Origin of the sequence: Streptomyces sp. NPDC012794 (genome assembly GCF_042901085.1) — a bacterium.
Lineage (GTDB): Bacteria > Actinomycetota > Actinomycetes > Streptomycetales > Streptomycetaceae > Streptomyces.
Map to the genome: position 1 here is coordinate 136,057 of NZ_JBIBCI010000007.1, position 13,322 is coordinate 149,378.

General features: G+C 72.8%; 13 protein-coding genes. 8 read left to right on the top strand and 5 right to left on the bottom strand.

Annotated elements, in window-relative coordinates:
* The first annotated feature begins 2 nt into the window (after positions 1-2).
* Complete coding sequence (locus ACFY7H_RS15770; protein ID WP_388938331.1) at positions 3-986, top strand: IS481 family transposase; 984 nt, start codon at positions 3-5, stop codon at positions 984-986.
* On the opposite strand, the gene ACFY7H_RS15775 is transcribed toward ACFY7H_RS15770, so the two are convergent.
* Complete coding sequence (locus tag ACFY7H_RS15775) at positions 983-1,771, bottom strand: VOC family protein (RefSeq protein ID WP_388938333.1); 789 nt, start codon at positions 1,769-1,771, stop codon at positions 983-985. The two genes, ACFY7H_RS15770 and ACFY7H_RS15775, sit on opposite strands and share 4 nt — an antisense overlap.
* Before the next feature lie 176 nt (positions 1,772-1,947).
* On the opposite strand from ACFY7H_RS15775, the gene ACFY7H_RS15780 reads away from it, so the two are divergent.
* On the top strand, positions 1,948-2,781 hold the full coding sequence (locus ACFY7H_RS15780; protein ID WP_388938335.1) for a sulfurtransferase: 834 nt from the start codon (positions 1,948-1,950) through the stop codon (positions 2,779-2,781).
* A gap of 46 nt (positions 2,782-2,827) precedes the next feature.
* Here ACFY7H_RS15780 and sepH read toward each other — a convergent pair whose 3' ends face one another.
* The 3 genes from sepH to ACFY7H_RS15795 form a co-directional block, all read right to left on the bottom strand.
* Positions 2,828-3,859 (bottom strand): septation protein SepH, encoded by a 1,032-nt coding sequence (sepH, locus tag ACFY7H_RS15785; RefSeq protein ID WP_388938338.1) that lies wholly within the window; start codon positions 3,857-3,859, stop codon positions 2,828-2,830.
* Positions 3,860-4,380: 521 nt separating this feature from the next.
* Entirely contained in the window at positions 4,381-5,712 is a 1,332-nt protein-coding gene (locus ACFY7H_RS15790; RefSeq protein ID WP_388938340.1) for a D-arabinono-1,4-lactone oxidase, read from the bottom strand.
* Entirely contained in the window at positions 5,660-6,919 is a 1,260-nt protein-coding gene (locus tag ACFY7H_RS15795) for an MFS transporter (RefSeq protein ID WP_388938342.1), read from the bottom strand. Before ACFY7H_RS15795 ends, ACFY7H_RS15790 begins: the two co-directional genes overlap by 53 nt.
* A 168-nt stretch (positions 6,920-7,087) precedes the next feature.
* Between ACFY7H_RS15795 and ACFY7H_RS15800 the strand changes: the two genes are divergently transcribed.
* Both ACFY7H_RS15800 and ACFY7H_RS15805 read left to right on the top strand, forming a co-directional pair.
* On the top strand, positions 7,088-8,254 hold the full coding sequence (locus ACFY7H_RS15800) for a ferrochelatase (RefSeq protein ID WP_388938344.1): 1,167 nt from the start codon (positions 7,088-7,090) through the stop codon (positions 8,252-8,254).
* Between the two features lie 9 nt (positions 8,255-8,263).
* On the top strand, positions 8,264-9,067 hold the full coding sequence (locus ACFY7H_RS15805) for an inositol monophosphatase family protein (protein WP_388938346.1): 804 nt from the start codon (positions 8,264-8,266) through the stop codon (positions 9,065-9,067).
* A 298-nt stretch (positions 9,068-9,365) separates the two neighbouring features.
* Here the strand turns inward: ACFY7H_RS15805 and ACFY7H_RS15810 are convergent, their stop codons facing one another.
* Positions 9,366-9,533: a hypothetical protein gene (locus ACFY7H_RS15810; protein WP_164720975.1), complete on the bottom strand. Its 168-nt coding sequence runs from the start codon at positions 9,531-9,533 to the stop codon at positions 9,366-9,368.
* Positions 9,534-9,795: 262 nt separating this feature from the next.
* On the opposite strand from ACFY7H_RS15810, the gene ACFY7H_RS15815 reads away from it, so the two are divergent.
* The 4 genes from ACFY7H_RS15815 (at position 9,796) to ACFY7H_RS15830 (ending at position 13,321) form a co-directional block, all read left to right on the top strand.
* Complete coding sequence (locus ACFY7H_RS15815) at positions 9,796-10,449, top strand: response regulator transcription factor (RefSeq protein ID WP_388938348.1); 654 nt, start codon at positions 9,796-9,798, stop codon at positions 10,447-10,449.
* Positions 10,450-10,453: 4 nt separating this feature from the next.
* A complete protein-coding gene (locus ACFY7H_RS15820; RefSeq protein WP_388938350.1) occupies positions 10,454-11,695 on the top strand; it encodes a sensor histidine kinase in 1,242 nt (413 codons plus the stop codon).
* Positions 11,696-12,080: 385 nt separating this feature from the next.
* A complete protein-coding gene (locus ACFY7H_RS15825) occupies positions 12,081-12,377 on the top strand; it encodes a DUF4193 domain-containing protein (RefSeq protein ID WP_007267048.1) in 297 nt (98 codons plus the stop codon).
* 8 nt (positions 12,378-12,385) lie between these two features.
* The gene (locus tag ACFY7H_RS15830; RefSeq protein WP_388938352.1) at positions 12,386-13,321 is read left to right on the top strand and encodes a hypothetical protein; all 936 of its coding nucleotides are present in this window, start codon (positions 12,386-12,388) and stop codon (positions 13,319-13,321) included.
* Position 13,322: the final 1 nt, after the last annotated feature.

Sequence of the window (13,322 nt, forward strand, 5' to 3'; positions counted from 1 at the left end):
TCGTGTCCCACCGTAATGCCCGGCTGACCGTTCACGGCAGGCGGATCCTGGTCGAACGCGTCCAGGCGGGACGGCCAGTCGCGCATGTCGCGGCCGAGATGGGCATATCCAGGCCCACCGCCCACAAATGGATCCGCCGGTGGCGGGCCGAGGGCGACGCCGGCCTCGCCGACCGACCCAGCAGGCCGGGCACGACACCGCACCGCACCCCGGCCTCGATGGAGGCCAAGGTCTGCCGACTGCGGACCGAACGCAAACTCGGCCCGGCCCGGATCGGACCCATCCTGGGCCTGCCCACCTCGACCGTGCACCGGATCCTGACCCGGCACGGCCTGAACCGCCTGGCCTGGCTCGACCGCCCCACCGCAGCGATCGTCCGCCGCTACGAACGCGCCCGCCCCGGCGAGCTGGTCCACGTCGACATCAAGAAACTTGGCAACATCCCCGACGGCGGCGGGTGGCGGGTGGTGGGCCGCACGGCAGGCGACCGCAACCGCCAGGCCACCACCACCCTGCGCAAGAGCAGCACACCCGTGATCGGCTACAGCTACATCCACTCCGCCGTCGACGACCACTCCCGCCTGGCCTACAGCGAGGTCCTCACCGACGAACGCAAGGAGACAGCCGCCGGATTCTGGACCCGGGCGAACGCGTTCTTCGCAGCCCACGGGATCACCGTTGAACGCGTCCTGACCGACAACGGCTCCTGCTACAAGGCCAAGCTCTTCACCCAGACCCTGGCCGCGGCCGGCATCACCCACAAACGCACCAGGCCCTACCGGCCGCAGACCAACGGCAAGGTCGAACGCTTCAACCGCACCCTACTCGAGGAATGGGCCTACCTACGGCCCTACACCTCCAACGACGAACGGACAGCGGCCCTGGCAGACTTCCTCCACACCTACAACCACCACCGCAGCCACACCGCACTGGGCGGCATGCCACCCATCAGCCGCGTGAACAACGCTGCGGGTCAATACACCTAGGGAGCAGCCGTCCGCACCACGGCGAAGACCGCCCCCTCCGGGTCCGCGACCATGGCCAGCCTGCCCGTGATCCGGTCCCGCGGCGGTGCGACGACGCGGCCGCCCAGCTCGGTCACCCGGGCGGCGACCGCGTCGGGGTCGGCCACCTCGAAGTACGTCATCCAGTGCGGCCCCCGGTCGTGCGGCAGCGCGCGGCCGACCCCGTGGACGGCGGCGACCGGACGGCCGCCCAGGCGCAGCGTCAGGTAGTCGAAGTCGGCCGAGAGGTCCGGGTGCCGCTCGGCGTCGTGGCCGAAGACGTGCTCGTAGAACTTGCCGACCGTCGAGGTGTCCTGGGTGACCAGCTCGTTCCACACGGGGGTGCCGGGCGCCCCCGCCCGCCGGGTCCCGGGGAGCCCGTCGGCCTGCCAGATCCCGAAGATCGCGCCCAGCGGGTCGGAGCAGATCGCCATCCGTCCCGCGGCCCCGGCATCCAGCGGGCCCACCGCCACCGTGCCGCCGCAGGACCGGATGGACTCGGCGGTGCAGTCGGCGTCGTCCGTGGCGAAGTACGTCGTCCACGCCACCGGAAGATGGCGGTCCGGCGGCATCTCGCCGATCCCGGCGACCTCCTCGCCGTCGAGGAAGGCCCGGACGCACGGGCCGAACTGGGTGGGGCCGGGCTCGTACTCCCAGCCGAACAGGTCGGCGTAGAAGTGCTCCGTGCTCCCGAGGCCGTGCACCATCAGGCTCACCCAGCACGGTGTGCCGGATGTGCGCCGCGAAGCTCCCGATGCCTCCGTCATGTCAGCCGTCTCCTGCCGTCGTGTCCCTGGTCCCCGCAGATGCTTCCACTCCGCGGCATCCGGCGCGCCCCGACCGGCCGCACGACCGGGGCCCGGAACAGAGATGACCGAATCACTGCGGCCCGTCGATGTCCGGCTTGTTACACGGGTTCGAGGGCCGGGAGGAAGATGGGCCCATGACTGCGATTCTCTCGGCCTCCGAACTGAAGAGCGAGCTGGCCGCTCCCCGGCCGCCGGTGCTCCTGGACGTCCGCTGGCAGCTGGGCGGCCCCGACCAGCGTCCCGCCTACGAAGCAGGGCACATCCCCGGTGCCGTCTACGTCGACCTCGACCGCGAACTGGCAGGTCCGCCGGGGGCGGGCGGCCGCCACCCGCTCCCGGACCCGGAGGACTTCGGCGCCGCGATGCGCCGGGCCGGTGTACGCGCCGACGCGCCGGTGGTCGTGTACGACGGCGGTCTGGGCTGGGCGGCCGCCCGCGCCTGGTGGCTGCTGCGCTGGACGGGGCACCCGAACGTGCGCGTGCTTGACGGGGGTCTGGCCGCGTGGACGGCGGTCGGTGGCGCCCTGACCGCCGAGGCGGTGACACCGGCCGAGGGTGATTTCAAGCCAACCCCGGGGGCGTTCGGGCTGCTGGAGGCCGACGACGCGGCCACGCTGGCCCGCACGGGCCTGCTGCTGGACGCCCGCGCGGGGGAGCGCTACCGCGGCGAGGTCGAGCCGATCGACCGGGTCGGCGGGCACATTCCGGGCGCGGTGTCGGCCCCGACCACGGAGAACGTCGGCCCGGACGGCCGGTTCCTGCCGGCCGGGGAGCTCCGCGCCCGGTTCGCGGCGCTCGGCGTGGCGGGGGACACCGCGGTCGGCGTGTACTGCGGTTCGGGGGTTTCCGGGGCGCACGAGGTCCTCGCGCTGGAGGTGGCCGGCATCGCGGCGAGCCTGTACGCGGGCAGCTGGTCGCAGTGGTCCTCGGACCCGGCGCGGCCCGTGGCCACCGGCCCCAACCCCTGACGGTTCCGCGGCCGGTGACGCCCCCTCGGGGGTGCCACCGGCCGGGCTACTCCTGCTTCTTGCGCCGGGTCCCGAAGACGATCTCGTCCCAGCTGGGCACGGCCGCCCGGCGCCCCGGCCGGACCCCGTCGGCCTCGGCCTGCCGGTCGGTGGTACCGGTCAGCCGCTCGCGGTGGCCCGCCACCGTGCGCGGCATCAGCACGTCCGCGTACGCCGCACCGGCGCCGGCCGACGCCGCCGCGGCGGGCGGCTCCTCGGACTCCGGCTCCTCGGCGGACGTCTCCGTACGGTCCGGGACCACCAGGTCGCCCCGGAAGCTCGGGACCGCCTCCAGCAGGCTGGTCAGGGTGTCCCGTTCCTCCTCGGGCTCCGGTGCGGGCGGCGGGGAGGGCCGGTTCTCGGGCCGTTCCAGCTGCCGGTCGAGCGCGCGGTCCAGCGGCCGGTCGCGGGGCAGCCGGGCGATCCTCGGCACGAAGGGGAAGCTCGGCTCCGGGGTGGAGGGCAGGTCGTCGGCCTCGCCGATCAGGGAGCGGGCTTCGTCGTCCACCGCCACGACGAGCCGGCGCGGCGGGTCGTACGACCAGCTCGCCGAGTGCGGTTCGCCCGCCACCCGGTAGACCAGCAGCACCTCCCAGGTGCCGTCGTCGCGGCGCCAGGAGTCCCACAGGACGGAGTCCTTGTCGGCCCCGCGCAGCGTGAGGCGCTCCTGCACGGCCTCGCCGAGCTGCGGGCCGGTGTTCTCGCCGGGGCGGCGTACGGGGGTCTTGCGGGCCCGCTCGGCCATGAAGGCGCGCTCGGCCAGTACCGGACCCTCGAAGCGGCGTACCCGGTCGACCGGGATGCCCGCGAGCTGCGCGACCTCCTCCGCGGAGGCACCGGCCCGTATGCGGGCCTGGATGTCGCGGGGGCGGAGGTGGCTCTCCACCTCGATCTCGATCTGGTTCAGGCGCGCGCGGTCATTGCGCACGGCAGCCCGCAGCCGCTCGTCGATCGGAAGCGTGTACTCCGTGCTGTCCGCAGCCTTGAGCACCAGTCGTGTTCCGTCATTCGAGACGGCCACGACACGCAGTTCGGGCATGGGGACCTCCCGGGTGGTGCCTGCCGACGTCACGTGCGTCGCTGCTTCCGCTAGTCGAGTGTGGCCTGCCCGGGTGCAGCCTGCCACAACCTTGCCGAGTTAAACCGGCGTGTCGGGCATGCGCCCTTGATCGACGTTATGGCACGGTTACCTGTTGGGCACGCACAGTGACGGGGTGGTTACTGTGCGCAGCAGGAGCCCGTGCAATACCGCGGCATCACCGGTCTTGAGCGCCGCTTCTCCATCAGCCGGCCCCCTCTCCCGGGTCCGGACATCCGCGAGGAAGGACGGCCCCAGGGCTCGCCACAGTACTCCATTCGGGCCACCCGGGTGGACCGCCGCGCCGCCGAACTTGTCCCGGGCGGCGGGAGTCGGCCTGCCCGGAATCGGTTCCGCGGCCGGGTCCACCTGCGGACGCGGCCGTTTCCGGGTGTCGCGCTTCACACAATCCGCATGAACGGAACGGACCGCTTCGCTCGGGGCGCCGAGGAGCGGTCCCCCCGGCGCCCCCTGAGCGGGGGTCAGTCCCCGAGGACCCGCCTCAGGTAGTCGTTGCCGAACAGCCGGTCCGGGTCCAGCCGGTCCCGCAGCGCGGTGAACTCGGCGAAGCGCGGGTAGGCCGCGGCGAGGTACTCCGCGTCCCGGGTGTGCACCTTGCCCCAGTGCGGCCGTCCCCCGTGGGCGGTGAAGATCCGCTCGGCGGCGGTGAAGTAGGCCTGGTACGGGGTGCCCCGGTACATGTGCACCGCGATGTACGCCGTGTCCCGCCCGGACGCGGTGGACAGCGCGATGTCGTCCGCCGGGGCCGTGCGCACCTCCACCGGGAAGCTGATCCGCAGCGGGGAGCGTTCGACCATCGCCTTGAGCTCCCGCAGCGCCTCCACCGCCCGCTCGCGCGGAAGTGCGTACTCCATCTCCACGAACCGCACCCGGCGCGGGCTGGTGAACACCTTGTACGGGATGTCCGTGTAGGTCCGCGCCGACAGGGCGCGGCTGGCGACGCGGGCGATCGAGGGGATCGTCGCCGGGACGGCGCGGCCCAGGGAGTTGACGGCCTGGAAGAGGCCGTTGGAGAGCAGCTCGTCCTCGATCCAGGCGCTGACCGCACCGGGCGGGGCGGCGGGGCCCTGGCTGCGGTTGTTGCGCTTGGTGTTGCAGTTGCCGGTGTGGGGGAACCAGTAGAACTCGAAGTGTTCGTTCTCCGCGACGTGCTGGTCGAACTCGGAGGCCACCTGCTCGAAGCGCATGGGCTCCTCACGGGCGGTCAGGAGGAAGAGCGGCTCCACCGCGAAGGTCAGCGAGGTGACGATGCCCAGGGCGCCGATGCCGATCCGGGCCGCGGCGAAGACCTCGGGGTTCTCCTTCTCGGAGCAGGCCATCAGCCGGCCGTCCGCCGTCACCAGCTCCAGTGCGCGGATCTGGGCGGCGATGGAGGCCGAGTCACGGCCGGTGCCGTGGGTGCCGGTGCTGGTGGCGCCGGAGACGGTCTGCTCCATGATGTCGCCCATATTGGTGAGCGAGAGGCCCTGCCGGGCCAGGTCCCGGTTCAGGTCCTTGAGGGCGGTGCCCGCCGCCACGGTGACGGTGCCGGCCGCCCGGTCGACCGACAGGATCCCGCTGAGCGCCTGCGGCCGTACGAGCACCCCGTCGGTCGCGGCCGCCGCGGTGAAGGAGTGGCCGGTGCCGACCGCCTTCACCCGCAGCCCCTCCCCGGCGGCCCGGCGGACCGCCTCCTGGAGCTCGCCGACCGAGGCCGGAGTCACCACGCGCGCGGGCGTGGAGCGGACGTTGCCCGCCCAGTTACGCCACGCGGCCGGTGCGTTCTTCGCTGCTGCTGTCCCCGACGTCGCCATCGCTGACTGGCTCCTCCCCTTGCGCCGGCCTCGTCAGCCGGCGGTATCCCGCGAACGCAACCGCCGCCGCGGCCACTCCCGAGGAGATCGAGACCACGAACCCGCGCTGGGCTCCGGCCGCGTCGATCACCAGACCGGTCGCCGAGGAGCCGACCGCCACCCCGACCGCCAGGCCGGTGCTGATCCAGGTCATGCCCTCGGTGAGCTTCGCGCGTGGTACGTGCGCTTCGATCAGGGCCATCGTGGTGATCATCGTGGGAGCGATGGCGAGGCCCGAGACGAAGAGCGCCACGGCCAGAAACGGAAGGTTCCCGGCCAGTAGGAGGGGGATCATACTCACGGCCATCGCACAGATGCCCAGTACCCAACGGCGTTCGGCCTTGCCCTTGAGGTGGAGCAGGCCGAAGACGATTCCGGCGATACAGGACCCCGCCGCCCAGATCGCCAGGATGAAGCTGGCGGACGATTTGCTGCCCTGCTCGTCGGCGAAGGCCAGCGTGGACACGTCGATGGACCCGAAGATCGCGCCCGTCGCCACGAAGGTGGCCGTCAGCACCTGCAGTCCCGGGGACCGCAGGGCCGAGGCGCGTCCGGTGTCCGGGGCGCGCGGATGCGGGGCCGGTTCCGTGGAGCGCTGCGCGGTGAGCAGCCAGACGCCGACGAGCAGGCAGCCGGCCGCGATCACCGGTCCGGCCTCGGGGAACCAGGTGGTGGACAGGCCGATGGCGAGGATCGGACCGAAGATGAAGCAGACCTCGTCGATCACGGACTCGAAGGAGTACGCGGTGTGCAGGTCGCGCGGGGAGTCGCGGTAGAGCTCGGTCCACCGGGCCCGGACCATCGAGCCGACGCTCGGCACGCAGCCGGCGACGGCGGCGCACACGAAGAGCGTCCAGTCGGGCAGGCCGTACGCCGCCGCCAGCACCAGTCCGGTGACGGCGGCGACGGAGACCACGGTCGCGGGGCGCAGCACCCGGCGCTGCCCGTACTGGTCCACCAGCCGGGAGACGAGGGGGCCGACGAAGGCGGCGGCGAGGGCCAGGGTGCCGGTGAGGGCGCTGGCCATGGCGTAGCGGCCGGTCATCTCCGAGATCATCGTGAGGATGCCGACGCCCACCATGGATATCGGCAGGCGGCCTATGAGGCCGGCGGCGCTGAACCCCTTGGTGCCGGGGGCCGCGAAGATCGCGCGGTAGGGACTGGGCAAGGTCGCTCCGTAAGGGACGTCATCGGCCCATACAGGTTAGGACCGCCGGCAAGGCGCCCGCATGGGGAAAAATCAGCGCTTCGGCTTAGGGTTACCTTACCTACGCCGCGTCCGGGATGCGGACCGGCCGGTTCTCCCCGGCGGAACCCGGGTGGCAGGATTCGAGGCATGTCAGACCAGCTCCGTGCACCCGCCGCGCCGGTGGCCGAAGGCCTCGCCGCCCCCTACGACGCCCTGCTGCTGCTCTCCTTCGGCGGCCCCGAGGGACCCGACGACGTCGTGCCGTTCCTGGAGAACGTCACGCGCGGCCGCGGCATCCCGCGCGAGCGGCTCAAGGAGGTAGGGCAGCACTACTTCGGCTTCGGCGGGGTCAGCCCGATCAACGCGCAGAACCGCGAACTGCTGGACGCCCTGCGCAAGGACTTCGCCGAGCACGGACTGGACCTGCCCGTCTACTGGGGCAACCGGAACTGGGCCCCGTACCTGACGGACGTGATGCGGGAGATGGTCCGCGACGGGCGCCGCCGCATCGCCGTGCTCGCCACCAGCGCCTACGCCTCCTACTCGGGCTGCCGCCAGTACCGCGAGAACCTCGCCGACGCGCTCGCCTCCCTGGCGGAAGAGGGCCTGGAGCTGCCGCGCGTGGACAAGCTGCGGCACTACTTCAACCACCCCGGCTTCGTGGAGCCCATGATCGACGGAGTGCTGGCCTCGCTCGCGGCCCTGCCCGCCGAGGTCCGGGACGGGGCGCACCTGGCCTTCACCACCCACTCCATCCCGAACGCCGCGGCCGACACCTCCGGCCCGGTCGAGGACCACACCGAGGACGGCGGGGGCGGGGCCTACGTCAAGCAGCACCTCGACGTGGCCCGCGCCATCGCGGACGCCGTCGCGGTCGAGACGGGCACCGCGCACCCCTGGCGGCTCGTCTACCAGTCCCGCAGCGGGGCCCCGCACATCCCCTGGCTGGAGCCGGACATCTGCGACCACCTGGAGGCCCTGCACGCCGAGGGCGCGCCCGCCGTGGTCATGGTCCCGATCGGCTTCGTCTCCGACCACATGGAGGTCCTGTACGACCTCGACACCGAGGCCACGGCCAAGGCCGCCGAGCTGGCCCTGCCGGCCCGGCGCTCCGCGACCGTCGGCGCCGACCCCCGCTTCGCCGCAGCGGTACGGGAGCTGGTGCTGGAGCGCGCGGCCCGCGAGCGCGGGGAGCGCCCGCAGGAGTGCTGGGTGGGCGCCCTGGGCCAGAGCCACGACCTGTGCGCGGTGGGCTGCTGCCCGGCCCGCGCGCCCCGGCCGGCGGCCGCCGGCGCGGACAGCCCGTACGCGTAGGGGGAGAGCATGATCCCGGAAGAGCTGAAGACCGAACTGCTGGAGGTGGCCCTGGAGGCCGCCCGGCGGGCCGGGGAGCTGCTGCGCGACGGCCGGCCGGCCGATCTGGCGGTGGCCGCGACCAAGAGCAGCCCGATCGACGTGGTGACCGAGATGGACATCGCAGCCGAGAAGCTGATCACCGGCGTCCTCGCCGAACGGCGGCCCGCGGACGGGCTGCTGGGCGAGGAGGGCGCCGACAGCCCCGGCACGAGCGGGGTGCGCTGGATCGTCGACCCGCTGGACGGCACCGTCAACTACCTCTACGGGCTCCCGAGCTGGGGCGTGTCCATCGCGGCCGAGTACCGGGGCGAGACGGTGGCCGGCGTCGTGGCGGCGCCGATGCGCGGGGAGACGTACCACGCGGTGCTGGGCGGCGGGGCCTGGTCGGGCACCGCCCCGCTGGCCTGCCGGCCGGCGGCGCCCCTGGACCAGGCGCTGATCGGCACCGGCTTCGCGTACGTCCAGACGCGGCGGGCCCACCAGGCCGAGGTCGCCGCGCGGATCATCCCGCTGGTGCGGGACATCCGGCGCGGCGGTTCGGCGGCGCTCGACCTGTGCGACGTCGCGGCCGGGCGCCTCGACGGGTACTGGGAGCGCGGGCTGAACCCCTGGGACCTCGCGGCGGGCGAACTGATCGCCCGTGAGGCGGGCGCGCGGACCGGCGGGCGGCCTTCGGAACCGGCCTCCGGGGAACTGGCGCTGGCGGCCTCCCCGGCGGTCTTCGCGTCGCTCCAGCCGCTGTTGGAGGAAGCCGGAGCCTGGCACGACTGACGTGACGCCGGAGCCGAACCGGCACGACCGGGGGACACGGCGGGGCGACAGCACCGGGCCCCGGGGGGCCGGGGGGGGGGGGGGGGGGGGGGGGGGGGGCGGGGGCCGGGGGGGGGGGGGGGGGGGGGCGCCGCCCCCCCGCCCCGGTCCCCCCCCCCCCCCCCCCCCCCCCCCCCCCCCCCCCCCCCCCCCCCCCCCCCCGCGGGCGCCCCGGGCCCCCCCCCCCCCCCCCCCCCCCCCCGCCCCCCCCCCCCCCGGGGCCCGGTGGGTGCGCCGTGAGCCCGGAGGTGGCTTCGGGTCAGGCGGCCGAGACCGGCACGCCGTGTTCCGCGGCGAGCCGCTGGAGGTCTTCCAGTTCGGCCTGCTCCACATCCGCGAGGTAGTCGTCGCCCGTCTCACGGGCCTTGCTGAGGTCCGACTGCGTGGCCTTGATGCGCTGCAGGAGACCCGCGGTGAATGCGTCCATGGTGGGTGCGCCCCCTCTGCGTGGGTCGGCGGCGGGAGAGCGCGAAGCGGTCCGCCGCGTCAGGGTGTGGTTGGGGTGTGCTCTCGTCCTCCCCGGCACCCTGGGCGCAGAAACCTCGTGAGGCGAGGGAATCCTCACTTCCGCCCCCTACACCCGCCTCCGGAGGGCCCCAGGGGCGCCTTACAGCCGGTTTACGGCCGAAACCGGCAGGATGGAGGCGCAACAGACGTGTGCCCGGTGGGGCTCGAAGGAAGGAAACGACGTGCGCGTACTCGTCGTCGAGGACGAGCAGCTGCTCGCCGATGCGGTGGCCACGGGCCTGCGCCGGGAGGCCATGGCCGTGGACGTCGTGTACGACGGCGCCGCGGCGCTGGAGCGCGTCGGGGTGAACGACTACGACGTGGTCGTGCTCGACCGGGACCTTCCGCTGGTGCACGGCGACGACGTCTGCCGGAAGATCATCGAGCTCGGCATGCCCACCCGCGTGCTCATGCTCACCGCCTCCGGTGACGTCAGCGACCGCGTCCAGGGCCTGGAGCTGGGGGCCGACGACTACCTGCCCAAGCCCTTCGCCTTCACCGAGCTGACCGCCCGCGTGCGCGCCCTCGGGCGGCGCACCACCGTCGCGCTGCCGCCCGTACTGGAGCGGGCCGGCATCAAGCTGGACCCGAACCGGCGCGAGGTGTTCCGTGAGGGCCGCGAGGTGCAGCTCGCGCCGAAGGAGTTCGCGGTGCTGGAGGTGCTCATGCGCAGTGAGGGGACCGTGGTCTCCGCCGAGCAGCTGCTGGAGAAGGCCTGGGACGAGAACACGGACCCGTTCACCAACGTGGTCCGGGTGACCGTCATGACCCTGCGCCGCAAGCTCGGGGAGCCGCCCGTCATCGTGACGGTGCCCGGTTCCGGATACCGGATCTGACCCGGTGGCCTCGACCCCGTCACCGCCCCCGGCGCCACCGAAACCGACCTGGGACCCCGGCGAGCCCGAGGGTCCTTTCCCTTGGCTGAGGCCGACCATCCGGATAAGGCTGACGCTGCTGTACGGCGGCATGTTCCTGATCGCCGGGATCCTGCTGCTGTCGATCATCTACCTGCTGGCCGCCCAGGCCCTGAGGGAGGGCAACGCGCTCCCCTTCAAGATCGTCGGCGGCCAGAAGGTCGAGGTCTCCAGCACCACCTGCTCCGGCGTGGGCATCGACCAGTCGATCGACCAGTTCAACGCCGCGATCGCGCAGTGCATCCTCGAGCAGCGCAGGCACGCTCTGGACGACCTGCTCAGCCGGTCCCTGATGGCCCTGCTGGGCCTCAGCGTCATCGCCTTCGCCTTCGGCTACGCGATGGCCGGCCGGGTGCTCTCGCCGCTGGGCAAGGTCACCCGTACCGCCCGCCGGGTGGTGGGGTCCGACCTGACCCGCCGGATCGAGCTGGACGGGCCGGACGACGAGCTGAAGGAGCTCGCCGACACCTTCGACGAGATGCTCGACCGCCTGGAGCGGGCCTTCACGGCCCAGCAGCGCTTCGTGGCCAACGCCTCGCACGAGCTGCGGACCCCGCTGGCGATCAACCGGACGCTGCTGGAGGTCCACCTCTCGGATCCCGGAGCCCCGGTGGAGCTCCAGCAGCTGGGCAAGACGCTGCTGGCCACCAACGAGCGCAGCGAGCAGCTGGTCGAGGGCCTGCTGCTGCTGGCGCGCAGCGAGAACCAGATCGTGGAGCGCAAGCCGGTCGACCTCGCCGAGGTCGCCTCGCGCGCCCTCGACCAGGCCCGCGGCGAGGCGATCGCCAAGGGCGTGGAGATCCGCGGTCACCAGGCGCCGGCCGTGGTGCAGGGCAACGGCGTGCTGCTGGAGCGGATCGCCCTGAACCTGGTGCAGAACGCCGTCCGGTACAACGTGCCGGACGGCTGGGTGGAGGTCACGACCGAGGCCCAGCCCGGCCAGGCGGTGCTCGTCGTCTCGAACACGGGTCCCGTTGTTCCCGCGTACGAGGTGGACAGCCTCTTCGAGCCCTTCAGACGGCTGCGTACGGAACGAACGGGCAGTGACAAGGGTGTGGGGCTCGGTCTGTCGATCGCGCGCTCCGTGGCGCGCGCACACGGCGGCCGCATCCTCGCGACCCCCCGCGAGGGCGGTGGCCTGGTGATGCGTGTCACGTTGCCCCTTTGAACCACCCGGGTTCTGTTCGCCCTGGGCGCAACGGAACGGCGGCCTCCACGGGGCGGTTCCTGTGTGATCGATCACAGTGTCGAGTGTCGGGTCATGCGCGTTGTGTGACCCCAAGCTGGCCGGAAAGCCCGGGAAGTCCGGGTTTCCGGCCCCCCGGATGGCGGGAAATACACGGGGTGGCGTTCGTGCAGGACGGCCCCCCGACCGTGTACGGTCCCGCTCGACATCCCGGCCACGGAGTCCTTCGGGTGCGCGGCCGGGTGTCGATTGAGTAACAGACCTTGATGTGAGGCAAAATCTCCGCCTCAGGTCGGGCACAAGTCCGGCCTCTCGCGCGTTACGTGCGCTGAGACACCGCTAAATCCCAGAGGGGGAGAGCGAAAAAATGGCAACGGACTACGACACTCCGCGCAAGACCGACGACGACGTCGACAACGACAGCATCGAAGAACTCAAGGCCCGGCGCAGTGACAAGGTCACGTCGAGCGTCGACATCGAGGACTTCGACGGCGCCGAGAGCCTGGAGCTCCCGGGGGCCGACCTCTCCAACGAGGAGCTGGCCGTCCGGGTGCTGCCCAAGCAGGCCGACGAGTTCACCTGCATGAGCTGCTTCCTGGTGCACCACCGCAGCCAGCTGGCGCGCGAGAAGAACGGCCAGCCGATCTGCCGCGACTGCGACTGAGGACGGCCGTGACCGGCTCGACGCCCTTTCGGAAGCGACGTTTCCGGAAATCTGGCGATCCGGAGGCGCAGGCGCGCGCGGTGACCACGGGCCCGGAAACGGGTTCCGCGGACGCCGGCGGCCGGGCCCCCGGGACGACTGTGGTGCCGTCCGACACCGCCGCGGCGGTGCCGTCGGCCGCAGTGGCGGACGAGGAGTCCCGGGGCAGGCCCGGGACGCGTCGGATGCAAGCCGTCAAGAACGGTGTGCGCAAGGGCGGCGAGAGCGCGAAGGCCGCCGCCCTGTACATCACCGACCTGATCATCGAGAACGCCCCGCGCGTTCCGGTGCGGGACCTCGCCGCCCTGCGGGCGCAGTTCCCGGACCTCGGTCCCGAGGAGCTGGCCGACAAGCTGGTCGCCGGGGCCGCCAACGCGACCTCCACCGTGGGCGCGGGCATCGGCGCCGCGGCCATGCTGCCCGTGCCGCCCGCGATGCCGGCGGAGCTGGCCGCGGAGATCACCGGGGTCGCGGCGATCGAGCTGAAGCTCATCGCCGAGCTGCACGAGGTCTACGGGCAGCGCCCGCCGGGCGGCCTGAAGGACCGCAGCCTCGCCTACCTGACCTCCTGGACCCAGGAGCGCGGGATCGACCTGACCAAGCCGACCACGCTGAACGCGGCGCTCGGCGGGCAGATGAAGCGCGAACTGCGCCAGCAGATCATGAAGCGGATGATCCGCAACCTGCCGAACCTCATGCCGTTCATGGTCGGCGCGGCCGTCGGAGCCGTCATGAACCGCCGGGACACCAGGAAACTCGCCGAGAAGGTCCGTGGGGACCTCCGCGCCCGCGCCGTGCCCTGGGGCGCCCTCCCCGCCCTGCCGCCCCTGGAGCGCCCCTCCGGGCCCCTTCCCGAGGCCACCAGGGCCGCACTCGAGGGCCGCCGCCCGGACCCCGAGGGCTGAA